Source organism: Nocardioides sp. NBC_00850, from assembly GCF_045207335.1.
Taxonomy (GTDB): domain Bacteria; phylum Actinomycetota; class Actinomycetes; order Propionibacteriales; family Nocardioidaceae; genus Nocardioides.
Genome location: NZ_CP108845.1, coordinates 3,834,089 through 3,858,554 on the forward strand (window position 1 = coordinate 3,834,089; position 24,466 = coordinate 3,858,554).

The 24,466-nt window shown below is 69.6% G+C and carries 22 protein-coding genes; 12 read left to right on the top strand and 10 right to left on the bottom strand.

Annotation, left to right across the window (positions count from 1 at the left end; all coding sequences use genetic code 11):
- Positions 1-118: 118 nt before the first annotated feature.
- Together OH802_RS18605 and pulA are read left to right on the top strand one after the other, a co-directional pair.
- Positions 119-1,507 (top strand): alpha-amylase family protein, encoded by a 1,389-nt coding sequence (locus tag OH802_RS18605; protein ID WP_406020884.1) that lies wholly within the window; start codon positions 119-121, stop codon positions 1,505-1,507.
- Positions 1,508-1,648: 141 nt separating this feature from the next.
- Complete coding sequence (gene pulA, locus OH802_RS18610; protein ID WP_406020886.1) at positions 1,649-6,940, top strand: pullulanase-type alpha-1,6-glucosidase; 5,292 nt, start codon at positions 1,649-1,651, stop codon at positions 6,938-6,940.
- A 481-nt stretch (positions 6,941-7,421) separates the two neighbouring features.
- On the opposite strand, the gene OH802_RS18615 is transcribed toward pulA, so the two are convergent.
- From OH802_RS18615 to kstD, 3 genes are all read right to left on the bottom strand, one after another.
- Entirely contained in the window at positions 7,422-8,888 is a 1,467-nt protein-coding gene (locus OH802_RS18615) for an FAD-binding protein (protein WP_406020888.1), read from the bottom strand.
- 94 nt (positions 8,889-8,982) lie between these two features.
- Positions 8,983-9,879, bottom strand: a complete 897-nt coding sequence (locus OH802_RS18620; protein WP_406020890.1) for a MaoC/PaaZ C-terminal domain-containing protein — start codon at positions 9,877-9,879, stop codon at positions 8,983-8,985.
- Positions 9,879-11,594 carry a 3-oxosteroid 1-dehydrogenase gene (gene kstD / locus OH802_RS18625; RefSeq protein ID WP_406020892.1) on the bottom strand — a complete coding sequence of 572 codons (1,716 nt, stop codon included), beginning with the start codon at positions 11,592-11,594 and terminating at the stop codon, positions 9,879-9,881. The genes OH802_RS18620 and kstD overlap by 1 nt, the downstream gene beginning before the upstream one ends.
- 185 nt (positions 11,595-11,779) lie before the next feature.
- Between kstD and hsaA the strand changes: the two genes are divergently transcribed.
- The 7 genes from hsaA to OH802_RS18660 are packed head-to-tail and all read left to right on the top strand — an operon-like array spanning position 11,780 to position 17,429.
- Positions 11,780-12,973 (top strand): 3-hydroxy-9,10-secoandrosta-1,3,5(10)-triene-9,17-dione monooxygenase oxygenase subunit, encoded by a 1,194-nt coding sequence (gene hsaA / locus OH802_RS18630; RefSeq protein WP_406020894.1) that lies wholly within the window; start codon positions 11,780-11,782, stop codon positions 12,971-12,973.
- 1 nt (position 12,974) lies between these two features.
- Positions 12,975-13,892: a 4,5:9,10-diseco-3-hydroxy-5,9,17-trioxoandrosta-1(10),2-diene-4-oate hydrolase gene (hsaD, locus tag OH802_RS18635; protein WP_406020896.1), complete on the top strand. Its 918-nt coding sequence runs from the start codon at positions 12,975-12,977 to the stop codon at positions 13,890-13,892.
- Positions 13,889-14,788 (top strand): iron-dependent extradiol dioxygenase HsaC, encoded by a 900-nt coding sequence (gene hsaC, locus OH802_RS18640; RefSeq protein ID WP_406020898.1) that lies wholly within the window; start codon positions 13,889-13,891, stop codon positions 14,786-14,788. Before hsaD ends, hsaC begins: the two co-directional genes overlap by 4 nt.
- 30 nt (positions 14,789-14,818) lie before the next feature.
- Positions 14,819-15,400, top strand: a complete 582-nt coding sequence (locus OH802_RS18645; protein WP_160023260.1) for a flavin reductase family protein — start codon at positions 14,819-14,821, stop codon at positions 15,398-15,400.
- A gap of 57 nt (positions 15,401-15,457) precedes the next feature.
- Complete coding sequence (locus OH802_RS18650; RefSeq protein ID WP_141804731.1) at positions 15,458-15,793, top strand: metalloregulator ArsR/SmtB family transcription factor; 336 nt, start codon at positions 15,458-15,460, stop codon at positions 15,791-15,793.
- Positions 15,793-16,710, top strand: a complete 918-nt coding sequence (locus tag OH802_RS18655) for a cation diffusion facilitator family transporter (protein ID WP_406029343.1) — start codon at positions 15,793-15,795, stop codon at positions 16,708-16,710. Before OH802_RS18650 ends, OH802_RS18655 begins: the two co-directional genes overlap by 1 nt.
- Positions 16,707-17,429, top strand: coding sequence for a cation diffusion facilitator family transporter (locus tag OH802_RS18660; RefSeq protein WP_406020901.1), 723 nt, complete (start codon positions 16,707-16,709; stop codon positions 17,427-17,429). The genes OH802_RS18655 and OH802_RS18660 overlap by 4 nt, the downstream gene beginning before the upstream one ends.
- A 32-nt stretch (positions 17,430-17,461) precedes the next feature.
- Here OH802_RS18660 and OH802_RS18665 read toward each other — a convergent pair whose 3' ends face one another.
- Together OH802_RS18665 and OH802_RS18670 are read right to left on the bottom strand one after the other, a co-directional pair.
- Positions 17,462-17,872, bottom strand: a complete 411-nt coding sequence (locus OH802_RS18665) for an RpiB/LacA/LacB family sugar-phosphate isomerase (protein WP_406020903.1) — start codon at positions 17,870-17,872, stop codon at positions 17,462-17,464.
- A gap of 22 nt (positions 17,873-17,894) precedes the next feature.
- On the bottom strand, positions 17,895-18,347 hold the full coding sequence (locus tag OH802_RS18670; protein WP_406020905.1) for a nuclear transport factor 2 family protein: 453 nt from the start codon (positions 18,345-18,347) through the stop codon (positions 17,895-17,897).
- An 87-nt stretch (positions 18,348-18,434) separates the two neighbouring features.
- On the opposite strand from OH802_RS18670, the gene OH802_RS18675 reads away from it, so the two are divergent.
- Positions 18,435-19,307, top strand: a complete 873-nt coding sequence (locus OH802_RS18675) for an alpha/beta hydrolase (RefSeq protein ID WP_406020906.1) — start codon at positions 18,435-18,437, stop codon at positions 19,305-19,307.
- On the opposite strand, the gene OH802_RS18680 is transcribed toward OH802_RS18675, so the two are convergent.
- Positions 19,308-20,147, bottom strand: a complete 840-nt coding sequence (locus tag OH802_RS18680; RefSeq protein WP_406020908.1) for an LLM class F420-dependent oxidoreductase — start codon at positions 20,145-20,147, stop codon at positions 19,308-19,310.
- Positions 20,148-20,209: 62 nt separating this feature from the next.
- Between OH802_RS18680 and OH802_RS18685 the strand changes: the two genes are divergently transcribed.
- On the top strand, positions 20,210-21,817 hold the full coding sequence (locus OH802_RS18685; RefSeq protein WP_406020910.1) for a GMC family oxidoreductase: 1,608 nt from the start codon (positions 20,210-20,212) through the stop codon (positions 21,815-21,817).
- 7 nt (positions 21,818-21,824) lie between these two features.
- On the top strand, positions 21,825-22,613 hold the full coding sequence (locus tag OH802_RS18690) for an enoyl-CoA hydratase/isomerase family protein (RefSeq protein WP_406020912.1): 789 nt from the start codon (positions 21,825-21,827) through the stop codon (positions 22,611-22,613).
- Positions 22,614-22,619: 6 nt separating this feature from the next.
- Here OH802_RS18690 and OH802_RS18695 read toward each other — a convergent pair whose 3' ends face one another.
- Genes OH802_RS18695 through OH802_RS18710 form a run of 4 tightly spaced genes read right to left on the bottom strand, consistent with a single transcriptional unit; the run spans position 22,620 to position 24,416 of the window.
- The gene (locus OH802_RS18695; protein ID WP_406020914.1) at positions 22,620-22,823 is read right to left on the bottom strand and encodes a hypothetical protein; all 204 of its coding nucleotides are present in this window, start codon (positions 22,821-22,823) and stop codon (positions 22,620-22,622) included.
- 6 nt (positions 22,824-22,829) lie between these two features.
- Positions 22,830-23,090 (bottom strand): BON domain-containing protein, encoded by a 261-nt coding sequence (locus OH802_RS18700; protein WP_406020916.1) that lies wholly within the window; start codon positions 23,088-23,090, stop codon positions 22,830-22,832.
- Positions 23,087-23,830: a metallophosphoesterase gene (locus OH802_RS18705; protein WP_406020917.1), complete on the bottom strand. Its 744-nt coding sequence runs from the start codon at positions 23,828-23,830 to the stop codon at positions 23,087-23,089. Before OH802_RS18705 ends, OH802_RS18700 begins: the two co-directional genes overlap by 4 nt.
- The gene (locus tag OH802_RS18710; RefSeq protein WP_406020919.1) at positions 23,823-24,416 is read right to left on the bottom strand and encodes a hypothetical protein; all 594 of its coding nucleotides are present in this window, start codon (positions 24,414-24,416) and stop codon (positions 23,823-23,825) included. The genes OH802_RS18705 and OH802_RS18710 overlap by 8 nt, the downstream gene beginning before the upstream one ends.
- Positions 24,417-24,466 lie beyond the last annotated feature (50 nt).

A 24,466-nucleotide genomic window follows, 5' to 3' on the forward strand; every position in this document is an offset into this window, starting at 1 on the left:
CCGGCATCACTCATACGGTCGGCCTGCAAGATCTTGCAGCAAGATTCAGCCGCGCTGTGTCACCCCCCCCACCACCCCCATCCGGACACGGCGCGTTGCCTTCGACCTAGGAGGATCCATGCCCCGAAAGTCCATGGCTGCCGCACTTGCCCTCTCGGCGGGAGCTGCTGTCGCGCTCACGATCCCGGTCTCGGCCCCGGCACAGGCCGCGCCACCGGGAGACAAGGACGTCACCGCGGTGATGTTCGAATGGAACTTCGCCTCGGTGGCCCGCGAATGCACCAGCACCCTGGGCCCGGCCGGCTACGGCTACGTCCAGGTCTCCCCACCCCAGGAGCACATCCAGGGCTCGCAGTGGTGGACGTCCTACCAGCCCGTCAGCTACAAGATCGCCGGCCGGCTGGGTGACCGCACCGCCTTCAAGAACATGATCGACACCTGTCACGCCGCCGGCGTGAAGGTCGTCGCCGACGCTGTCATCAACCACATGTCCGCGGGCGCCGGGACCGGCACCGGCGGCTCGTCCTACAGCAAGTACGACTACCCCGGCCTCTACTCCTCCAACGACTTGGACAACTGCACCGCGCAGATCAGCAACTACCAGGACCGCACGAACGTCCAGGAGTGCGAGCTGGTCGGTCTCGCCGATCTCGACACCGGCGAGGACTACGTACGCGGCAAGATCGCCGGCTACCTGAACGACCTGCTCTCGCTCGGCGTCGACGGCTTCCGGATCGACGCCGCCAAGCACATGGCCGCCTCGGACCTGGCCAACATCAAGTCGCGACTGACCAACCCGGACGTCTACTGGAAGCAGGAGGCGATCTACGGCGCGGGCGAGGCCGTCTCGCCCAGCGAGTACCTCGGCAACGGCGACGTCCAGGAGTTCCGCTACGCCCGCGACCTGAAGCGGGTCTTCAACGACGAGAACCTCGCCTACCTGAAGAACTACGGCGAGGGCTGGGGCTACATGTCCTCGGGCAGCACGGCCGTCTTCGTCGACAACCACGACACCGAGCGCGGCGGCGACACCCTCAACTACAAGGACGGCGCCAACTACACCCTGGCCAACGTCTTCATGCTGGCCTGGCCCTACGGCTCGCCAGACATCCACTCCGGCTACGAGTGGAGCGACAAGGACGCCGGCCCGCCCAACGCCGGCGCCGTCAACGCCTGCTGGCAGGACGGCTGGAAGTGCCAGCACGCCTGGCCCGAGATCAAGAAGATGGTCGCCTTCCGCAACACCGCCCGCGGCCAGGCCGTCACCAACTGGTGGGACAACGGCGCCGACGCCATCGCCTTCGGGCGAGGCAGCAAGGCGTACGTCGCGATCAACCACGAGTCCTCGTCGCTGACCCGCACCTTCCAGACGTCGCTGGCAGCTGGCACCTACTGCGACGTACAGAGCGGCAAGAGCGTCGCCGTGAACGGCTCCGGCCAGTTCACCGCCACCCTCGGGGCCAACACCGCCCTCGCGCTGCACGTCGGCGCGATGACCTGCAGCTGATCCCGCGTCCGACCGTCCGGCGCCGACCCCCATGGGCGCCGGACGGTCGGTCTCCACCGCATGCCCCCGCACAATCCAGAGAGGCCCCTCAAGGTGAATCGAAGAAGTGGCGCACACGGCGCGCCCAGGATCGCAGCGACTGTGCTGGCGACCGCACTGCTCGCCACGGTGCTGCAGACGGCCACGTCGGAGTCGGCGACCGCCGCCGCCCCGAAGCCGCCGTCGGACGCCAAGCTGGCCGCCGAGCCGACCCGTCACGAGGCGACGAAGGAGCAGTTCTACTTCGTGCTGCCCGACCGCTTCGCCAACGGCGAGAGCGGTAACGACAAGGGCGGCCTGACCGGAAGCCGTACCGAGACCGGGTTCGACAGAGGCGACAAGGGCTTCTACCAGGGCGGCGACCTCCAGGGCCTCACCGATCGGCTCGACTACATCAAGGGCCTCGGCACCACTGCCATCTGGATGGCGCCGATCTTCAAGAACAAGCCCGTCCAGGGAGAGGGCGCGAACGCCTCGGCCGGCTACCACGGCTACTGGATCACCGACTTCACCCAGGTCGACCCGCACTTCGGCACCAACGAGGACCTCGAGACCCTCGTCGACGAGGCCCACGCCAAGGGCATGAAGGTGTTCTTCGACGTCATCACCAACCACACCGCCGACACCGTCGACTACGCGGAGAAGAAGTACGGCTACCGCCCCAAGGGCGCCTTCCCCTACCTCGACACCGAGGGCCGTCCCTTCGACGACGCCGACCCGTCCTCGGACAGCGTGAAGGTCGACGAGGACTCGTTCCCCTACACCCCGGCCAACACCGGCGAGATGGTGCCGTCCTGGCTCAACGACCCGACGCTCTACCACAACCGCGGCGACTCCACCTGGGAGGGCGAGTCGACCACGTACGGCGACTTCAGCGGCCTGGACGACCTGTGGACCGAGCGCCCCGAGGTCGTCGAGGGGATGACGAAGATCTACCAGCGGTGGGTCCGCGACTTCGACATCGACGGCTTCCGCATCGACACCGTCAAGCACGTCGACCTGGACTTCTGGACCGAGTGGGCGACCGCCCTGGACGCGTACGCCGCCAAGCAGGGTCGCGAGGACTTCTTCATGTTCGGCGAGGTCTACTCCGCCGACAGCGACATCACCTCTCCGTACGTCACCCGCGGCCGTCTCGACGCCACCCTGGACTTCCCGTTCCAGGACGCCGCCCGCGCCTACGCCTCGTTGGGCGCTCCGGCCGACCGGCTCGCCAAGGTCTTCGCCGACGACTACAAGTACGCCACCGACAAGGCCAACGCGTACGAGCAGGTCACCTTCCTCGGCAACCACGACATGGGCCGGATCGGCACCTTCCTCGCGGCCGACCACCCCGACGCGACCGACGCCGAGCTCGTCCAGCGTGCCCGGCTCGCCAACGAGCTGATGTTCCTCTCCCGCGGCAACCCGGTCGTCTACTACGGCGACGAGCAGGGCTTCACCGGCGCCGGCGGCGACAAGGACGCCCGTCAGACGCTGTTCGGCTCGAAGGTCGCCGACTACCTCGACGACGACCAGATCGGCACCGACCGCACCCATGCAGACGACGCGTACGACACCAATCACCCGGTCTACAGCGCGATCGCCGCGCTGGCGAAGCTTCGTGAGGACCACCCGGCGCTGACCGACGGCACCCAGCAGGAGCTCTACGCCAAGGACTCCGTGTACGCGTTCTCGCGCACCGGAGAGGACCGCGAGTACGTGGTCGCGGTCAACAACGCCACCGAGGCGAAGACCGTCAGCCTGCCCGTGGAGTCGGCCGCCTTCGAGACGATCTACGGCGGCGACGCCACCGAGACCGCGGCCGACGGCACGATCGAGGTGACCGTCCCGGCGCTCTCCTCGGTCGTCCTGCGCGCCGACGCGGAGCTCCCGGAGGCCGCCGCGAAGCCCACCCTGTCGCTGACCGCCCCGGCTGCCGGCGCCACCGGCACGGTGACCCTCTCCGCCGACCCGGGGGAGACCGCCGGTGCCCGCGTGGTCTTCGCCGCCCAGGTCGGCAACGGCAAGTGGCGCACTCTCGGCTTGGTCGACCACGCCCCCTACAAGATCACCCAGTACGTCCCCGCGACCGTCGCCGCCGGCACCGCCCTGCGTTACAAGGCCGTGGTGGTCGACCGCGACGGACGCACCGCGAGCGACCTGGCCGAGACCACGGCAGGACAGGCGCCCGAGGCCGAGAACCCGAGCGCCGTCGATCGCGACTACGCGGTCGTGCACTACCGGCGGGCCGACGGCGACTACACCGGCTGGACCCTTCGGGCCGGCGGCGCAGCTGGCGAGGGAAGCGGCGAGTTCAGCGGCCGCGACGCCTATGGCGCCTTCGCCTGGGTGAAGCTCCCCGACGGCGCGTCCTCGGTGACGTACACGGTCGAGAAGGACGGCACCGCCGACGGCGGCGAGCGGACGATCGATCTCGCCGAGACCGGCGAGGTCTGGGTCGAGGCCGGCAGCGACGGCCAGCAGACCACGAGGCCCGACGGCGTCTACCCGGCGCCCGACACGTCCAAGGCGGTCATCCACCTGCACCGCGCCGACGGCGACTACGACGGCTGGGGCCTGCACACCTGGACCGGCGCCGCCAGCCCGACCGAGTGGTCCAAGCCGCTGCAGCCCACCGGCGAGAACGCCTACGGCGTCACCTTCGAGGTGCCGCTGGTCGACGGCGCCACCTCGCTCAACTACATCGTCCACAAGGGCGACGAGAAGGACATCCCGAACGACCGCTCGCTGGACCTGACCACGTACGGCCACGAGGTGTGGCTCAACTCCGGCGACACCGGCTACCTGCTGCCGTCGGTCGGCTCGGCACCCGAGCTCGACCTCACCAAGGCGCAGGCACAGTGGATCGACCGAGAGACCGTGGTGCTGCCGAAGGAGATGGCGAGCGGCTCGGCGCTGTCGACGCAGCTGGTCTACGACCGCGACGGCGGCATCACCGTCGAGGACGGCGCCCTCAGCAGCGAAGGCCGCTGGCTGCGGCTGCAGGCCTCGACGCTGAGCGACGAGCAGAAGGCTCGGTTCCCGCACCTGAGCGACTACACCGCGTTCATCGTCGACACCCGCGACCGCGACCGGATCCGGGAGGCGCTCTCCGGCCAGGTCGTGCTCACCCAGCGCATCGGCAACGGCGCCCTGGTCACGGGCACCGGTGTCCAGACGCAGGGCATCCTCGACGACCTCTACGCCGCGAAGGCGAAGACGGCGTCGCTCGGACCGGTGTTCAGGGGCGGCAGGGTCACCCTGTCCGTCTGGGCGCCGACCGCCCACGAGGTCTCGCTCGAGCTCGGTGGCAAGAAGGTCCCGATGCGCCGTGACGACGCCAGCGGTGTCTGGTCGGCGACCAGCTCCGCCTCGGCCTGGCGCGGCAAGGAGTACCGCTACGCCGTGACCGTGTGGGCGCCGAGCGTGCAGAAGCTGGTCACCAACAAGGTGACCGACCCCTACTCGGTCGCGCTCACCGCCGACTCCGAGCGCAGCCTCGTCGTCGACCTCGGCGACAGGTCGCTCGTTCCCAAGGGCTGGACCACCCTGAAGAAGCCGAAGGCCGTGGCCATGAAGGACGCCCAGATCCAGGAGCTCCACATCCGCGACTTCTCGGTCGAGGACGAGACCAGCGACCATCCGGGCGGCTACCTCGCCTTCGCCGACGAGGACAGCGACGGGGTGAGGCATCTGCGCAAGCTGGCCGAGGCCGGTACGTCGTACGTCCACCTGCTGCCGGCCTTCGACATCGCCACGATCCCGGAGAGGAAGAGCGACCAGACCACGCCCGACTGCGACCTCGCGTCCTACGCGCCGGACAGCGAGGAGCAGCAGGAGTGTGTCGCCGCGGCGGCGGCCAAGGATGCGTACAACTGGGGCTACGACCCCTACCACTACACGGTTCCGGAGGGCTCCTATGCCACCGATCCGGACGGTACCGACCGGACGGTCGAGTTCCGGCAGATGGTGAAGTCGCTCAACGAGGACGGTCTGCGCGTCGTCATGGACGTGGTCTACAACCACACCACCAGCAGCGGCCAGGCGAAGACGTCCGTGCTCGACAAGATCGTGCCCGGCTACTACCAGCGGCTCCTCGCCGACGGCTCGGTCGCCAACTCAACCTGCTGCTCCAACACCGCACCCGAGAACGCGATGATGGGCAAGCTCGTCGTCGACTCGATCCTCACCTGGGCCAAGGAGTACAAGGTCGACGGCTTCCGCTTCGACCTGATGGGTCACCACCCCAAGGCCAACATCCTCGCCGTACGCAAGGCCCTCGACGCCCTCACGCTCGAGAAGGACGGCGTCGACGGGAAGAAGATCATCCTCTACGGCGAGGGCTGGAACTTCGGTGAGGTCGCCGACGACGCCCGCTTCGTCCAGGCCACCCAGAAGAACATGGCGGGCACCGGCATCGCCACGTTCAGCGACCGCGCCCGAGATGCCGTACGCGGCGGCGGTCCGTTCGACGCCGACCCCGGCGTCCAGGGCTTCGCGAGCGGTCTCTACACCGACCCCAACTCCTCGACCGCCAACGGCACCGAGGCGCAGCAGCGGGCGCGGCTGCTGCACTACCAGGACCTGATCAAGGTCGGGCTGTCCGGCAACCTCGCCGACTACGCCTTCACCGACACCGCGGGAAACCAGGTGAAGGGCTCGCAGGTCGACTACAACGGCTCGCCGGCCGGCTACGCGGACGAGCCCGGAGACGCGCTCGCCTACGCCGACGCCCACGACAACGAGTCGCTCTTCGACGCGCTCGCCTTCAAGCTGCCCGCCTCGACCAGCGCCGCGGACCGCTCCCGGATGCAGGTGCTCGCCATGGCCACGGCCGCGCTCTCACAGGGCCCGGCGCTCTCCCAGGCCGGCACCGACCTGCTCCGCTCGAAGTCGCTGGACCGCAACTCCTACGACTCCGGCGACTGGTTCAACGCCATCCACTGGGACTGCGACGCCGGCAACGGCTTCGGTCGCGGTCTGCCGCCGGCGGCCGACAACGAGGACAAGTGGCCCTACGCCAAGCCGCTGCTGGCCTCGACCTCGGCGCCGGGCTGCTCGGAGATCGACGGTGCCTCGGCCGCCTACCAGGACCTGCTGAGGATCCGTACGGACGAGCCGGCCTTCCACCTGTCCACCACCGGCCAGGTCCAGGAGAAGCTCGGTTTCCCGCTCTCGGGGAAGGACGAGACGCCGGGAGTGATCACCATGCGCCTCGGTGACCTCGTGGTCGTCTTCAACGCGACCACGACGACGCAGCAGCAGACGGCGAAGAACGCCGAGGGCGCCGGCTACCGCCTGCACCCGACCCAGGCCGAGGGCTCGGACGAGGTCGTGAAGTCGTCCTCGTTCGAGGCGGGCTCGGGCACCTTCACGGTGCCTGCTCGGACGGTGGCGGTCTTCAGCCGCTGATCCGGACCGGTCGAGAAACGTACGCGGCCCCGGCTCATCGAGCCGGGGCCTGCGGTTTCCTTGCCAGAAAGCTCAGGATCAGGAAGGGCTGTTGCCGGCGATTGCGCCGACCACCACGAGCGTGATGACAACCAGGGCGGCGATGACCATGAGGCCGGCCGGGCTCCGGAAGTCGAACATGGGGATTCCTTTCGGCTAGTTCGGCGACAGGCGTCGACTGGGGACCGATGGCCTGCGGACGCGGCGGGGGAGCCAGCACCGGCGATGCCCGTGGCGTCGCGTATACATAACCAGCCCGGCTCGCGATGCGCGTAGGGTCGAAAGGCCCAATTTTTACCAAAGCCATTCACGTCTGCAGAGTTATGTGATATGGCAACAGTTCGCTTGGTGAGCGTCTGTAAAGACTAGCCGGAACCTGGGGTCGGCCGGCGATCGGTCTCGCCGGACGACCCCAGGTTGTGAGGCCCGTCACCCGTGCCGGTCAGTCCAGCCCGGCCGCATGGCGCCCGGCGCGCCGGCCGAAGTAGGAGCCGTCGCCGAGCTGCATGCCGGATGCGTAGCCCTTGGCGTCCTGGGCGAGGTTGGCCGCGCAGGCACCGGCGGCGTACAGGCCCGCGATCGCGGAGCCGTCCTCGCGGCGTACCTCTCCTTCGACGGTGGTCGCCAGACCACCCATGGTGAACCCGGCGTACATCGCCTTGCCGAGGGAGAGGTCGTAGGCGCCCCACGGGCCGGTGTCCTGCGGCTCGGTCCACTCCGGCGCCTTGTGGAGCTCGGGGTCCTCGCCGTCGGCGGCGTGGGTGTTGTAGGAGGTCAGGGTCGCGTTCAGAGCCTCGAAGGGTACGCCCAGGCCGGTCGCCATCTCCTCGACCGTCTCCCAGCCGTCGATGAACGGGCACAGCGGCATCTTCGGGTGCTCGATGTGCGCCGAGTCGACGATCAGGAACGCCGCCGAGTCCGGCTGCTCCATGACGAAGGCGGCCGTACGCGCGTGGTAGGAGTCCTCGGCCACGAACCGCTTGCCGTGCTTGTTGACGATGATCCCGGTGAGCAGGATCGAGGGTGGGTAGAACGGCGCGGTCTGGAACGGCTCGTCCATGAACCGCCAGCGGCCGCCTGCGGAGGCGCCCAGGCGCAGCCCGAGGCCGTCGTCGTAGGTGGAGGCCAGCGGGAAGAGCTTCTCGCCGAGCCGGGGCGTGTGCTCGGCGACCATGTCGGCGTTGCCGACGAAGCCGCCGGCGGCCAGGATCACCGCCTTGGCGCGGAACGCGCCGCGCTCCTCGAACCGGCGCCAGGCTAGGCCGACGACGCGGCCGTCCTCGATCACCAGGTTGGTGGCACCGGTCTCGTAGCGGATCACCGCCGACGTCTCGGCCAGCCGGTCGGCCATCCGGTCGACGACCAGCTTGGCGCCGCCGGTGTCGCCCGGGACCGGCACCTTGTGACCGCGCGGCGCCGGGACGGCGAGGTCACGGAAGGGGTGGACCTTCTCATTGCCGGTGTACATGAGTCCCTCGGTGCCGGGCTGGATGACGGCCTTGCCCGGCCAGAAGGTCCGCTCGAACTCGAAGCCGAGCGCCTCGAGCCAGTCGAAGTGCTCGACCGAGTCGTCGCAGTAGGCCCGGATCTTGTCGTCCTCGGGCTCCTTGGAGACCGCGCGGATGTAGTTGAACATCTCCTCGGCCGAGTCCTCGATCCCGGTCGCCTTCTGCACCGCGGTGCCGCCGCCGAGGTAGAAGTGGCCGCCGGCCATCGCCGAGGTGCCACCGGGCTCGGCAGCGCGTTCCAGGAGGATCGTGCGGGCGCCGGCCCTGGCCGCCTCCAGCGCCGCGGCCCCGCCGGCCACGCCGAAACCGACCACGATCACGTCGGTCTCCTCCGACCAGCCGCCGAAGCGCTCCTCGACGTCGGCGGGGGAGAGTACGTCGGGCAGTGCTGTTCCGCTCATGCCGTCCCCCCGTGTAACACGTCGTTCGTAGGACTATCCGGTCGTTCTAGTAGGGCGAGTAGTCCTACGAACAGCGTGTTACAGCTCGCGCGGCTCATCGCACCTCCAGGTAGCAGTCGGCGAGGACCGGGGCGCCGTCGCGGGCCGCGTCTGCCGACGAGATCGTGGCTCTGATCAGGATCTTCCCGGCCTGTTGACCAGTTTCGTCCCAGGCCTCGATCGAGATCGTCTCGCCGGGGAAGACGATCCCGGCGAACCGGGCACCGAACCCGGCGACCCGGGTGGCGTCCCCGTCCAGGAGCAATGCGGTCGCCTCGCGCAGCACGATGCCGTAGGAGCACAGCCCGTGCAGGATCGGCTTGGGGAAGCCGGCCTTCGCGGCGAATGCAGGGTCGGCGTGCAGCGGGTTGCGGTCGCCGCACAGCCGGTAGAGCAGCGCCTGCTGCTCGGTAACGTCGTACGCACCCACAGCATCCGGCGCGCGGTCGGGAACCGGCAGCGACGTCGACGGCCCGCGCTCACCGCCGAAGCCACCCTCGCCGCGTACGAAGATCGAGCTCCTGACCGTCCACAGCGGATCGCCGGACGGGGTCGTGGCGACGCCCTCCTGGACGATGACGGCGGCCTTGCCCTTGTCCCAGACCTCGGCGATCCGGGTCGAGACGACGGCCTCTCCCGAGGTGGGGATCGGGCCGTCGACGTGGATCTCCTGGGAGCCGTGGAGCACCGAGGCCAGGTCGATGTCGCAGCCCGGCAGGTCGAGGGAGGGTGGCTCGGTGACGTGGAAGGTCGGTGCCACGACTCCGAACGACGGCAGCACCGTCAGAGCGTCGGAGTCCAGCGTGTAGCGCAGCGCTGCCGGGTCGGTCGCGTCGCCGGGACGCGAGCCGGCGCCGATGCCCAGGTGGTAGAGCAGAACGTCGGACGAGCTCCACGAGAACGACTGGGACGGCAGCTCCGCGCCGATGGCCTTGGTCGGGTCGATGGGCATCAGCTGTGCTCCTTGTCCTGGGGGTTCTGGGGCTTCTCGAGCGAGACGGCGCAGTCCTCGGCGGCCAGATAGCCGAAGACCAGGGCGGGGCCGATGGTGGCGCCGGGGCCGGCGTAGGTGCGGCCCATGACGGCGGCGGAGACGTTGCCGGCGGCGTACAGGCCCTCGATGACGGAGCCGTCGGGGCGCAGGACGCGGGCGCGCCTGTCGGTGACCAGGCCACCCTTGGTGCCGAGGTCGCCGGGAGCCATCTTGACGGCGTAGAACGGCGCCTGGTCGATGACGTTGAGCGAGCAGTTCGGCTTGACGGTGGGGTCGGAGTAGTACTTGTCGTAGGTCGACTCGCCGCGGTGGAAGTCCTCGTCGACACCGGACTCGGCGAAGCCGTTGAACCGGGCCAGGGTCTCGCGCAGGCCGTCGACGGGCACCTCGATCTTCTCGGCCAGCGCCTCCACCGACGAGGCCTTCACCACGACCCCGCTCTTGAGCCAGCGGCCCGGGAACGGCTGCCCGGGGCCGAGGCCGGCGAAGATGTAGCGGTTGCGGTAGCGCTGGTCGAAGACCAGCCAGGCCGGGACGTGCGAGATGCCCGTCTCCTGGCCCTTGTAGATCTCGTGGACGGCCTCGACGTAGGGGAGTGCCTCGTTCATGAACCGCTTGCCCGCGCTGTTGACGATGATCGAGCCGGGCAGGTTGCGCTCGGCGAGCGCGAACCACGGCCGACCAGGGAACGGGATCGTCGGACCCCACCAGGACTCGTCCATCAGGTCGGTGTCCGCACCGGCCGCGATCCCGGCCAGGATCCCGCCGCCGGTGTTGGAGAAGGCGCCGGTGGTCCATTCGACCGAAGTCGGGGCGGGCAGGTACTTCTCCCGCATCTCCAGGTTGCGCTCGAAGCCGCCCGAGCCGAGGATCACGCCGCGCCGGGCCCGGATCACCGTCGTCGGACCGGACTCCCCATGGCGCACCTCGACGCCGACGACGCGGCCGCCCTCGGTGACCAGGCCCACGAGCTCGGTCTGGTAGCGGACCTCGACGCCGGCATCCAGGAGCCCCTTGCGCAGCCCGATCGCGAGCGCCGCGCCCATGGCGTACATCTTCTTCCCGAGGAGTCCGGCGAGGATCCGCGCGACCGCGATCTTCACCATCGTGATCGGGCCTCTGATCGTGCGCATGCCGAGGCTGATCTTTCGGAAGTCTGCCTGGGTGACGACCATGTTGGCCGGCGACTTCGTATAGGGCGGATGCAGCCGCGAGAGCTCCTCGCCGATCACCCGGGCATCGAGCGGGACCGGCTCGACGGAGCGGCCGGCGCCGCGGCCGCCCGGGGCCTCGGGGTGGTAGTCGGCGTAGTCGGGGACCCAGCTGAACCGCACCGGCGTCTTCTCGCAGACGAAGGAGAGCACCTCCGGGCCGCGGTCCAGGAACGTCTCGCGCCGGTCGCTGGGCACGACGTCGCCGACGATCGACTCGAGGTAGAGGCTGGCGGCCTCGGGGGAGTCCTTCTGGCGGGCCGCCTCCAGGGCGTGGTTGCGCGGGATCCAGACCCCGCCGCCCGAGCGCGACGTCGACCCGCCGAAGTAGGCGCTCTTCTCGATGACGACGGTCTCGAGCCCGTGGCGGCGGGCGGCCGCGAGCGCGGCGGTCATCCCAGCGCCCCCGGCGCCCACGACGACGACGTCGTAGATCTCCTCGCCGTCGGCTGCCTCAGTCATCTTTCCCATGGTGCTCCCTCAACCTCGCCTATCCCAGAACTGAAACACGTTCTACCATAGACGACGGTCGACGAAACACGCCCAAGGACTCGACAAAACTGAAACGTGTTCTAGTATTGATCCATCGGCAGCGCACGAACCGCGCCGTCCGAGGACATTGGGACACCATGCAGGAAGGCAGAGCGGTGAGCGAACCGACACAGCGCCCCCACAAGGACGCACAGACCGTCAAGGACGGGGTGCAGGACCTGCTGCCCACGATCAGGGAGCGGGCCGAGGAGACCGAGCGTCTCCGGGTCGTGCCCGAGTCGAGCGTCAAGGAGCTCGAGGAGGTCGGCTTCTTCAAGCTGCTGCAGCCGGTCCGGTTCGGCGGTCTCGAGGCGGACCCGGTCGACTTCTACACCTGTGTGCGCGACATCGCCTCGGCGTGCGGATCGACGGGCTGGGTCTCCAGCGTCCTGGGCGTCCACCCCTGGCAGATCGCGCTCTTCGACGACGAGGCCCAGCAGGCGGTCTGGGGCGAGGACCCCGACACCCGGGTCTCCTCCTCCTACGCGCCGATGGGCAAGGCGGCGATCACCGAGGGCGGCTTCACGCTCTCCGGCCGCTGGTCGTTCTCCTCCGGCTGCGCCCATGCCACCTGGGTGCTGCTCGGCGGCCTCGTCTTCAACGACGAGGGCCAGGTGGTCGACTTCCGTACGTTCCTGGTGCCGCGCGAGCGCTACGAGATCGTCGACGTCTGGAACGTCGTCGGCCTCGCCGGCACCGGCTCCAACGACATCGTGGTCGAGGACGTCTTCATCCCGGAGACCTTCACGCTCTCGATGGCCGAGACCGGCCGCTGCAAGGGTCCCGGGCAGGCGGTCAACACCGGTGACCTCTACAAGCTGCAGTTCCACTCGCTGTTCACCACCACGATCACCACGCCGATCATCGGCATGGCCCGCGGCGCCTACGAGGAGCACGTGACCATGCAGCAGAACCGGGTCCGCGCCTCCTACGGTGAGAAGGCATCCCTGGACCCCTTCGCCGCCGTGCGCGTGGCGACCGCCTCCTCCGACATCGACGCCGCTTGGGCGTTGCTGATGGGCAACATCCGCGAGCAGCAGGCCTACGTCGCCCGCGGGGAGAAGATCCCGATCACCCAGCGGCTGCGGATCCGCCGTGACCAGGTCCTCGGCACCCAGCGCGCGATCGACGCGATCGACCTGCTCTTCGAGGCCTCCGGCGGTCGGGCGCTGGCCAACGGCACCCCGCTCCAGCGGGCCTGGCGCGATGCCCACGCGGGCCGCGTCCACGCCGCCAACGACCCCGAGCGGGCGCTGCAGATGTACGGCGCCTCCGAGTTCGGGCACAAGGTCGACCCGGGGATGTACTGAGATGGCGCTCGTGAAGGATGACGTCGCCCACGACGTCCGGATCAAGACCGAGGCGGCGGGCGAGATCTCGCTGCGCTACTACGACCTGGGTTCAGGCGGGGGCGACCGGCTGCCGCTGGTGATGCTTCACGGCGGGGGTCCCGGGGCCTCGTCGTGGTCCAACTTCGGCACCGCGCTGGAGGGCTTCGCGGCCGACTTCCGCACGATCCTGGTCGACCAGCCGGGTTTCGGCGCCTCCGACAAGCCGGAGGTGGTGGGCAACTACTACCGCTTCGCCGGCGATGCGGTGATCGCCCTCCTCGACGAGCTGGGCCTGAAGAAGGTGCACCTGCTGGGCAACTCGCTCGGCGGCGGGACGGCGATGCGGATCGCGCTGACCTACCCGGACCGGGTGGGGCGGCTGGTGCTGATGGGGCCGGGCGGGCTCTCGCTCAACCTCTTCCATGCCGATCCCACCGAGGGCGTACAGCGCCTGATGGACTTCTCCGGCGACCCGACCCGGGAGGCGCTCAAGGCGTTCATCTCGACCATGGTCGTCGACCAGAAGCTGGTCACCGACGAGCTGGTCGAGGAGCGGTTCGCGGACGCGACCGCGCCCGGCGCGCGCGAGGCGATGGCGTCGATGGGGTGGTCGTTCTACAACCCCGAGACCGCCGAGGACGGCATGCTGTGGCGCGAGGCGCACCGGCTCAAGCACCACACCCTGCTCACCTGGGGTCGCGAGGACCGGGTCAATCCGCTCGACGGAGCGTTCCCCGCCCTGAAGCTGATTCCCAAGGCACAGCTGCATGTCTTCCCGCGTTGTGGGCACTGGGCACAGATCGAGGCGGCCGACGAGTTCCGCGAGGTCGCGGTCACGTTTCTAAAACGGCACAGCCTGAAGCGGCACCGCGAACGTACTCCCAAGGAGAAGTCATGACGATCGACCTGAAGTCCATGGGCTACGTACGCGTCACCAGCACAGACCTGGAGGCGTGGCGTACGTTCGCCGGCAAGGTCCTCGGTCTGATCGAGGCCAAGGGCCCGAGCCAGGAGCGCCTCTACTACCGCATCGACGAGGTCTCGGCCCGGCTGGTGATCGAGCCGGGCGAGGTGGACCAGCTCAGCTGTGTCGGCTGGGAGGTCGCCGACCACACCGCGCTGGCGCAGGCACGCGAGCACCTGGAGAAGTCCGGGGTCGAGGTCGAGGAGGGCACCCCCGAGGAGCTCGCCGAGCGGCGGGTGCAGGAGATGCTGCGCTTCCGCGACCCCTTCGACAACGTCTTCGAGCTCTTCCACGGCATCACCTACGAGCGCCGCCCCGCGGTCTCGCCCTACGGCCACACCTTCGTGACCGGCGAGCAGGGGATGGGCCACGTCGTGATCCCGGTCTCCGACGACGTCGAGGCGCTGGAGTTCTACCGCGACACGCTCGGGTTCCGGCTGCGTGACTCTATGAGCATGCCGGGGGAGTTCGCCGGCAAGGAGCCCGGTACGAAGATCTGGCTGCGCTTCCTCGGGATCAACCCGCGTCACCACTCGCTGGCGTTCCTGCCGTTCCCCAACGACTCCAAGTGCGTCCACATCATGCTCGAGGTCGACAAGCTCGACGACGTCGGCCGGGCGCTGGAGCGGGTGAAGAAGTACGGCGCGAAGCTCTCGGCGACGCTCGGGCGGCACATGAACGACGAGATGGTCTCCTTCTACGTGAAGTCGCCGGGTGGTTTCGACATCGAGTTCGGCACCGAGGGACTGCAGGTCGACGACCAGAAGTGGGTTGCTCGGGAGTCCACGGCCGTCTCGTACTGGGGTCACGACTTCGGCGTAGGCCAGTGATCGGGTATGCGTATAGAGGTGCCTGATGGGATGTCTCCCGATGCCGCCGAGAGCTGGCCGCATCCGGAGCTGATCGAGTCCTTCCACGGTCGCTTCGACTTCGAGGCGCCACCGTCTCCACCGGAGACCCCTGCCGACGCGGAGGCGGACGCCCGGTTCCGTACGGTGCTGGGCCGGTTCGCCTCCGGGGTCACCGTGATCGCAGCGCAGACCGCGGAGGGCCCGGTCGGGATGACCTGCCAGTCGTTCTCCTCGGTGTCGCTGCGGCCGCCGCTGATCCTCTTCGCACCGACCAAGTCCTCGCGCGCCTGGGCCCGGATCCGTCGCGCCGGGCACTTCTCGGTCAACATCCTCGCAGCCGGCCAGGAAGCCGTCTCGAACCAGTTCGCCTCACGTGCCGCGGACAAGTATGCCGACATCTCCTGGACCCCGTCGGCCCATCACGGCGACCCGCATCTCGACGGGGCCGTCGGCTACCTCGACTGCGCGGTCCACTCGGTCCACGAGGAGGGCGACCACTATCTCGTCGTCGGCCGCGTCCTGGACCTCGAGGAGGGCACCGCCACCGAGCCGCTGCTGTTCTTCCGCAGCAACTACCGGGAGCTGGACTGACCGGTCCTACCATGGTTCAGCTTTTACTGAATACACGTTTCGATGTACTGTCACGGCATGGTCACCGCCACCACCTCTTCTCTGGATGCGCTCGCCCGGTTCGGGCACGCCCTCTCCGATGCCACCCGGGCCCGGGTCCTGATGCAATTGCGCGAGGGTCCGGCCTACCCGGCCGAGCTGTCCGAGTCGCTGGGTGTGACGCGCCAGTCGATGTCGAACCACCTGGCCTGTCTGCGCGGCTGCGGCCTGGTCGTCGCCGTCCCCGAGGGCAGGCGCACCCGCTACGAGCTCGCCGACGGCCGCCTCGCGCATGCGCTGGCTGACCTGCACGACCTGATCCTGGTCACCGATCCGGAAGCGTGCCGCGACTCCGCCGAGCAGGGCTGCTGCTGATGGGCCACGGACACGGACACGGGCACGGCGCCGCTGTGGGCCACGCCGGCGGCAGGCACCGGTGGCGGCTCGGCGTCACCTTCGCCATGGTGGCGGCGTTCCTGGTCGTCGAGCTCGTCGCCGGCCTGTGGTCGGGGTCGCTGGCACTGATCTCGGACGCCGGGCACATGACCGCGGACGTCGTCGCGCTGGGTGCGGCGCTGGTCGCGACCCGGATCGCCACCCGCGCCGATACCACCGGACGCCGCACCTACGGCTCCTACCGGGTCGAGGTGTTCGCCTCCGGGCTGACCGTCCTAGTGATGCTCGGGGTCGCGGTCTACGTCGTGCTCGAGGCGATCGGCCGCATCGGGGAGGGATCCGAGGTCCAGACCGGGGCGATGCTCGTGGTCGGCGCGATCGGCCTGGCCATCAACCTGGTCTCGATGCTGCTCCTGCGCGCGGGGGCGAGCGAGTCGCTCAACCTCAAGGGCGCCTACTTCGAGGTGGTCTCCGACGCCGCCGGCAGCGTCGGTGTGATCGTGGCGGGACTGCTGGTCGCCGCCACCGGGCAGCCGTTGTGGGACACGGCAGTCGCCGTCGCGATCGGGGTCTTCGTCGCCGTACGCGCCATTTCCCTGGGCCGTCAGGTCCTGGCGGTCCTCGGCCAGCACGTCCCCGAGGGCATGGAGGTCGACCAGGTCGTCGCCGACCTCGAAGCCGTCTCGGGCGTGGACGGCGTCCACGACCTGCACGTGTGGACGTTGACGTCCGGGATGCACGTCGCCACCGCGCATCTCGTCCTGGATGCCGGCGCCGATGCCCAGACCGTGCTGGCCGAGGCGCAGACCGCGCTCGCCACCCGGCACCAGATCGAGCATGCCACCCTTCAGACCGAGACCGCCCCGACCCGGCAGTGCCATGAGGTGAACTGGTGAGCTCCGAGCTTCCGATCCATGTCATCGGCCGACGCGAGGATGTGCCGCCGCCGGTCTCGGGCCACGATCCGTCTCGGCGGGCTGTCCTGGTGCGGCGGGTCCGCCTCCTGGTCGCCTTCACCATCGCCTACAACGTGATCGAGGCCGTGGTGGCGATCACGGCCGGAGCGATCGCCGGCTCCGCGGCGCTGCTCGGCTTCGGTCTCGACTCGGTCATCGAGGTCTCGTCCGCTCTCGCGGTCGCCTGGCAGTTCGCCGGCCGCGATCCCGAGGCCCGCGAGAAGGTAGCGCTGCGGATCATCGCGCTCTCATTCTTCGGGCTCGCCGCCTTCGTCTCCTATGACGCCGCCACCAGCCTGATCGCCGGGAACGCCGCCGACCACTCCGGTCTCGGCATCGGCATCGCCGCGCTGAGCCTGCTCGTCATGCCCGCCGCGTCCTGGATCCAGCGCCGCGCCGGCAACGAGCTCGGCTCCCATTCCGCCGTGGCCGACTCGAAGCAGACGCTGCTGTGCACCTACATGTCCGCCGCGCTGCTCGTCGGCCTGCTCGCCAACAGCGCCTGGGGCTGGTGGTGGGCCGACTCGGTCGCCGCGCTCGTCATCGCGGCACTGGCCGTGGGGGAGGGGATCAACGCCTGGCGCGGTGAGGTCTGCTGCACTCCGGCCGGGGCCCTCGCCGGCCATGATGGCTGCGACAAGGGCTGCGCCTGCTGCTGACCGAGCAGTCGTGGGGCGCCCCGGGATGGCGCTCACAGCTCGTCGAGGCGCTTGATCGCGGCTGCTTCCTCGGGGTCGGGCTCGGTCTCGTCGAGGAATGCCTGGGTGACCTCGACTGCGACGTCGGGGGCGAGGCGCTTGAGGCTCATCGCCAACACGTTGGCGTCGTTCCACAGGCGCGCGTTGCGGGCGATCCAGGGCTCCCAGGCGAGGGCGGCGCGTACGCCGGGGACCTTGTTGGCCGCGATCGCCGTGCCGGTGCCGGTCCAGCACATCACCACGCCGACGTCGGCGCGGCCCTCGACGACTGCCCGGCCGATGCCGGCGCCGAGGTCGGGCCAGGATTCGGTCTCGATGACCTCGACGTCCCCGCGATCCCGCAGCTCGGCGAGCACGGCTCGGGTCGTCTCGTTCTCGTCGTCGCTTCCGAAGGCGATCCGCATGGTGCCGAACCTACCGCCGTTCTCAGGCGTGCGTGGCCGGTCCGCCGGGTCCGGTCAGTTTGGCGCTGGGCTGGTCCTTCAGGCTGGTGGTCAGCTCCCAGGTGCGCTCGTAGCCGGTGTGGGCGATGCGCCAGCCGAGCGGCGTACGGGTGTAGCGGTCCTCGTAGAAGGCGGCGCCTTCGAGGGCGAACTCGTAGGCGGGGGCGAAGACCTTGTCGTAGAGATACCAGCGGCCGGTGGCCGCATCGCCGTCGATCGCGATCTCCGGGTGGTGGAGGTGGTGCATCGTGATGATCTCCGCGGGCAGGTTGGTCCGCATGTAGTCGACCAGCTCGGCGGGCGAGGTGAACGAGAGCCCGGCGTAGTCGGCGGTGGCGTCGTCGCTGAAGCAGGTGGCGAACTCGTCCCACTGCTTGGTGTCGAGGAGGCGTACGTAGCGGTACTTGAGCTGCTCTATCTCGCTGATGTCACTCATGGGCCGACCATAGTAGAACGTGTTCTATTCTGGGTGGCGTCTACGTGAGCTGTGCGGTGACGTTCGACCACCGGTCGGCCGTACGTCATGACGAATACCGCCGTCGAGGTGCAGGATCGCGGTGTGGACGGGATGGTCGAGCTGCGCGAGCGGCGGGCGGCGCTGTTGGCGAACCGCCGTCTGACCTGGGTGTTCGGAGCGGACGACCCGGGCGTGGTGGCGCGCGAGGCATGGGTCGGCGAGATCCGGCTGCGGGTCCACATCCCGCGAGCCCACTCGACCGAGGGGCGGCCGGTCGTGCTGGCCTTCCATGGCGGCGGCTGGTGCTGGGGATCGCCCGAGCAGTCGCGCTGGATGGCCGGCCGGATCGCGGCCCGCACCGGGGCGATCGTGGTCGCGCCTGCCTACCGGCTCGCCCCGGAGCACCCCTATCCGGCGGCGGTCGAGGACTGCTGGGCCGTGCTGACGTGGGTCGTCGCGAACGCCGGCGAGCTCGGCGCCGATCCGACGAGGATCGCCGTGCTGGGTGACAGCGCCGGCGGCACGCTGGCCGCGGTCCTGGCGCTGCGCGCCCGGGACGAAGGTGAGTCCCGGATCCGCGGCCAGGTGCTGATCTATCCGCTGGTCGATCTCGTCGGCCTGCGCGGTCGGGGGCTGGGTGAGGTCGTGAAGAACTACCTCGGCGGCGACGGGTCGCTCGCCGAGGAATGGCAGGCCTCGCCGCTGCGGGCGAGATCCCATGCGGGACTGCCGTCGGCCCTCGTGCTTACCGCACGGTTCGACCCGCTGCGCCCGCATGCCGAGCGCTACGCCGCGGCGCTGCGTACGGCTGGGGTGGAGGTGGCCTTGCATCGTCCCCGGTTGGCGACCCACGCCTACCTCACCCTGCCGGGCATCTCGCCGGCCTCGCGAGGCGGCCTTGCGCGGATCGTCGGCTTCCTGCGCGAGCGGCTGGGCTGATCAGCCGAGGTCGAGCCTGCCCGCGAGCTTGTCGAGGTAGGTGAGCACGCCGGCCGGCTCGGTGTCGGGGACGCCCCAGATCAGCTCGTCGGCCACCGACCACTCGGCCAGGTCGTCGGGTGTCGGCCGCTTCGCGACGAGCACGCGGACCTCGGGCTTGCCCTCGCGGCCGGCCGACTCCCACTCGTCCTGCAGCGTCTTCACCTTGTCGCCGATTCCGGCTTCGGTCGGGGTCGACATCCAGCCCTCCGCGTTGTGGGCGATCCAGCGCAGCGTCTTCGGGCCGCCGCCGGCGCCGACGATCGTCGGGATCCGGCCCTGTGGCGGCTTCGGGTAGGCCCACGACGGGCCGAAGGAGACGAACTCGCCTTCATAGGCCGCCTCCTCCTCGGTCCACAGTGCGCGCATCGCCTCCAGATACTCCTTCAGTGCGGTGCGCTTACGGTCGCCCGGGATGCCGTGATCGGCGAGCTCGTCGGTGTTCCAGCCGAACCCGACGCCCAGCGAGACCCGGCCGCCGGAGAGGTGGTCGAGGGTCGCGATCGTCTTGGCGAGCGTGATCGGGTCGGACTCGACCGGCAGCGCGACGGCCGTCGAGAGCCCGATCCGCGTGGTCACCGCGGCGCAGGTCCCGAGCGTGACCCAGGGGTCGAGCGTACGCAGGTAGCGGTCGTCGGGCAGCTCGGTGCCGCCGGTGGGGTGCAGGGCGTCGCGGCGCACCGGGATGTGGGTGTGCTCGGGCACGTAGAACGTGTCGAAGCCGCGCTCCTCGGCGGCGGAGGCGAGCTCGGCGGGCGCGATGCCGCGGTCCGAGGTGAACAGGACGATGCCGTGGCGCATGACACAACAGTAGAACGTGTTCTAGTCTTTGTGGAAGGGATCGCCGGGAGAGAGAAGTGAACATGGAAGCCGACTACATCGTCGTAGGCGCCGGGAGTGCGGGCTGCGCCACCGCCCGCAGGCTGGCCGAGAGCGGTGCCAGCGTGATCGTGATCGAGGCGGGCACCAAGGACACCGCCTTCGGGATCAAGAACCTGCTCGAGCTCCCCGGCGCGGTCGCCGCGATGCTCTCCACACCACAGCTGAAGAAGCTGGTCGACTGGGGCTACAAGTCGGTCCCGCAGAGTGCCGCCCTCGACCGGGTGATCCCGATGACCCGCGGCAAGGTGCTGGGCGGCTCGTCCTCGATCAACGGCATGCTCTGGGTGCGCGGCAACCGCCAGAACTTCGACGACTGGGCGCCCGACGGCGCGACCGGATGGTCCTACGACGACGTGCTGCCGGCGTTCAAGCGGATGGAGGACTTCGAGGGCGGCGGGGACGAGTTCCGCGGCCGGGGCGGGCCGGTGAAGGTGCGCTACCAGAAGGACCTCACCCCGGCGACGCAGACCTGGCTCGACGAGGCGCCCAAGCGGCTCGGGGTCAGCGCCCTCGACGACTACAACGGCAAGGAGCAGGAGGGTGTCGGCGTCGTCCAGCTCAGCGCCTCCGAGGGGCGCCGCTACTCGGCCTCGAAGGCCTACCTGCGCGAGCAGCCGCTGGACAACCTGCTGATCCTGACCAAGGCCCAGGTCACGCGCGTACGGATCGAGGGCTCGCGCGCCACCGGTGTCGAGGTCGTCGGTGCCGACGGCGACAAGCAGACCATCCGGGCGACCCGCGAGGTCATCGTGGCGGCAGGCGTCTACGGCTCTCCGCACCTGCTGATGCTCTCCGGAATCGGTCATTCCGACCACCTCCGCGACCACGGCATCCAGGTCCACGCCGACCTTCCCGTCGGCGACAACTTCCACGACCACCTCTTCGTGCCGGTCTCGTTCCGGATGGATTCGGCGCTGCGGCGGCCCACGCCCGCCTACTTCGCCGCCGGCTTCGCCAAGTCGCGGCTCACCCGCAAGGGCTGGGCTGCCGGCTCGCAGTTCGAGGCCTTCGGGTTCGTACGCAGCGCCCTGGCCGATCGGGTCCCCGACCTGCAGCTGCACGTCCTCTATTGGGTCTACCCGTTCCCGAACCAGGACGGCGACAAGGCCATCCGGCCGCCGACGAGCAAGCCCGGCCTGTGCATCCTGCCGACGCTGATCTACCCCGAGAGCCGCGGCACCGTACGCCTGGCCAGCGCCGACCCGCTCGCGCACCCGCTGCTCGACCCGGCCTACCTGAAGTCGGGCAAGGACACCGAGGTGCTCCTCGACGGGATCGCGAAGGTGCGCGAGATGATGGTCGGTCTCGGGGACAACCAGGGCGAGATCTCGCCCGGCCCGTCGTACGCCACCCCGGAGGCGACCCGTGAGCTGCTGCCCAACATCGTGCACAGCGTCTACCACGGCGTCGGCACCTGCCGGATGGGGTCGGACGAGCGCGCCGTGGTCGACCCGTCGCTGCGGGTGATGGGCATCGACGGCCTGCGCGTCGCCGACGCGAGCGTGATGCCCTCGATCACCGGCGGCAACACCAACGCGCCCGCCATCATGATCGGCGAGCGCGCCGCCGACCTGATCCTCGGTCGATAGGAGACACATGTCAGACCTGCTGCTGAGTCAGGACCGCGACCGCGTCCGTACGCTCACCCTCAACCGTCCCGACCAGCTCAACGCATTCAGCCAGGCGCTCTACGTCGCCCTGGCCGAGGCGCTGTGCGAGGCCGACGAGGATCCGGAGGTGGCCGTCGTGCTGCTGACCGGGGCCGGCCGCGCCTTCTCGGCGGGCACCGACCTGGTCGAGATGAAGGAGACCGCCTCGGGTGGCGACGAGAGCGCCGCCCACGGGTTCATCGGCCTGGTCGACTCCCTGGCGGCGTTCTCCAAGCCGCTGATCGTCGCCGTCAACGGCCTGGGTCTGGGCATCGGCGTGACGCTCCTCGGCTTCGCCGACCTGGTCCTCGCCTCGACGAAGGCGAGGTTCAAGACACCGTTCACCACGCTCGGGGTCGCGCCGGAGGCGGCCTCCAGCTTCCTGTTTCCGCGGCTGATCGGACGTCAGAACGCCGCCTGGATGCTGATGTCGGGGGAGTGGCTCAGTGCCGAGGAGGCTCACGAGATGGGGCTCGTCTGGCGGGTCACCGAGCCCGAGGAGCTCCTCGAGGTCGCCTGGGGCCACGCCGCCACGCTCGCCTCGAGGCCGATCAGCAGCCTGGTCGCGGTCAAGGAGACGATGACCGCGTCGCTGCGCCCCGGGATCGAGGCCGCCCGGGAGCTCGAGAACGCGAAGTTCGCCGAGCTGCTCGGCGGGCCGGCCAACATCGAGGCGCTCGTCGCCTTCGCCGAGGGGCGAGAGCCCGACTTCACCAGGCTTCCGCCTGGCTTCTGAGCGGGCTCAGCGGGCTCGGTGGGCTCCGTGGGGCCGCTGGTCGAAGCTTCCGTACCGGTCGCTGCCGTCGAGATGGTACTTGCGCTCCATCGCGGTCAGGTCGTCGTCGATCTGACGGCTGCGGCGCCGGTCCAGGAGTGCCGCGATGAGGGTCAGGACGCTCCAGAACAGGATCATCCCGACCACGACCGCGACGATCGTGCCGTTCATCGATGATCAGCTCCTCCGTGGGTCGATCTGCTCGTGGTCGGGTCCGCCCGGACCGGGCTCGGCGCTGAGCATGATGTGGTCGACGATGTCGAGGCCGGTGTCGTGCTCCCGGACGACCTCGATGACCGTGGCCCGGCGCTCCTGGGAGGCCACCTCGCCTGAGACGACGAGGTGGTCGCCGCGTACCTGGATCCGGATGCCCAGCTCGTTCGTGCGCGGGTCGGTCGCGATCGCGCGCTCGAGATCTCGCGCCTGCTGCTCGTTCATGCCGACCTCCTGGGGAAGACGTCGTAGACACGGAACGCTGCCTGGATGACGGGTTGGGCGACGTTTCGTACGGGCACCCCGGCCGGGGTGAGACCCTTCTCGCGCCCGGCGTGGGCGTGGCCGTGGACTGCCAGGTCCACACCCGTCTCGTCGATCGCCTCGCCGAGCCGGTAGTTGCCGAGGAACGGCCAGATCTCCTTCGCCTCGCCGATCAGCGTGTCGTCGACCGGGGAGAAGTGGGAGAGCGCGACGGTGACGTCCGGCTCCTCGGCCGCGAGGTCGTCGAGGGCCTGGCGCAGCAGGCCGGCGGTCTCGATGCCGTGCCCGGTGAAGGCCTTCATCTCGGGTTCGCCGAAGTCCGCTGCGCACCGGCCGACGAAGCCGAGGCAGAAGCCTTTGATGCCGGCGACGCCGAGGCGGCCGGAATCGGTGTCGAGGGTGGTCGAGGTGCCCTCGAGGACGGTCACCCCGCGGTCCTCCAACAGGTGGACGATGTCACGCTCGGCGCCGGAGTGGTAGTCGTGGTTGCCGAGCACGACGAGAACCGGTACGTCGGCGGCGTCGAACTCGTCGGCGAACGCCTCCGCCTCCTCGAGCGTCCCGTGCTGGGTCAGGTCTCCGGCGACCAGCAGCGCATCGGCCTCCTCGGAGATGTCCGTGAGCAGCGGCGCGTAGCGGCCGCGCAGGTCGTCGGCCAGATGTACGTCACCCACTGCTGCCACACGAATCGGGTCAGGCATCATCGCCTCCAATACTGCTTCCTTCCATGATGGCGAGCGCGTCCAGCAGGCCGATCGCGGTCTGCGCGAAGGGGCTGCGCTTCGCCTCCTGTCGCACCAGCCGCCAGTCGATCTGCTCGCGCAGGGCTCGGGCGGAGCCGAGAATCGGGGATAGGTCGCAGGCGTGCTCGCTCAGGGCCAGCATGCGCGAGATGAGCAGGTCCGTCGCGGACATGACGGGCATGGTGACGGAGTCGACCGGCAGGTCGGTGCACCGCGCCAGCAGGTCGTCATCGACGGGCCCGGTCGGGAGCCGGTGGATCAGGTCGACGACCACGGTGTCGCGCCCGACCTTCACCAGCCAGTCCTCCGGGGCGGCGACCGGATCCATCCCGTTCAGGACCAGAGCGCGCACGGCGTCCTCGACGCACTCCTGGGGGAGCACGAAGTCCACGTCGTGGGTGCTCTCCGGCCCGCCTCGCGTCCAGACCGCGTACCCGCCGGCGAGTGCGAACGGGATCTCGGCGGCCTTCAAGGTCGCACCGACCAGCTTGAGGACGTCGCGTTGTCGCTGGAGCTCCTCGCCCAGCACGTCTGTTCTCGGCATGAAGGTGCGGTACCCCGATTCGGTCGCCTTCACCCCTTGCCCGAAACGAG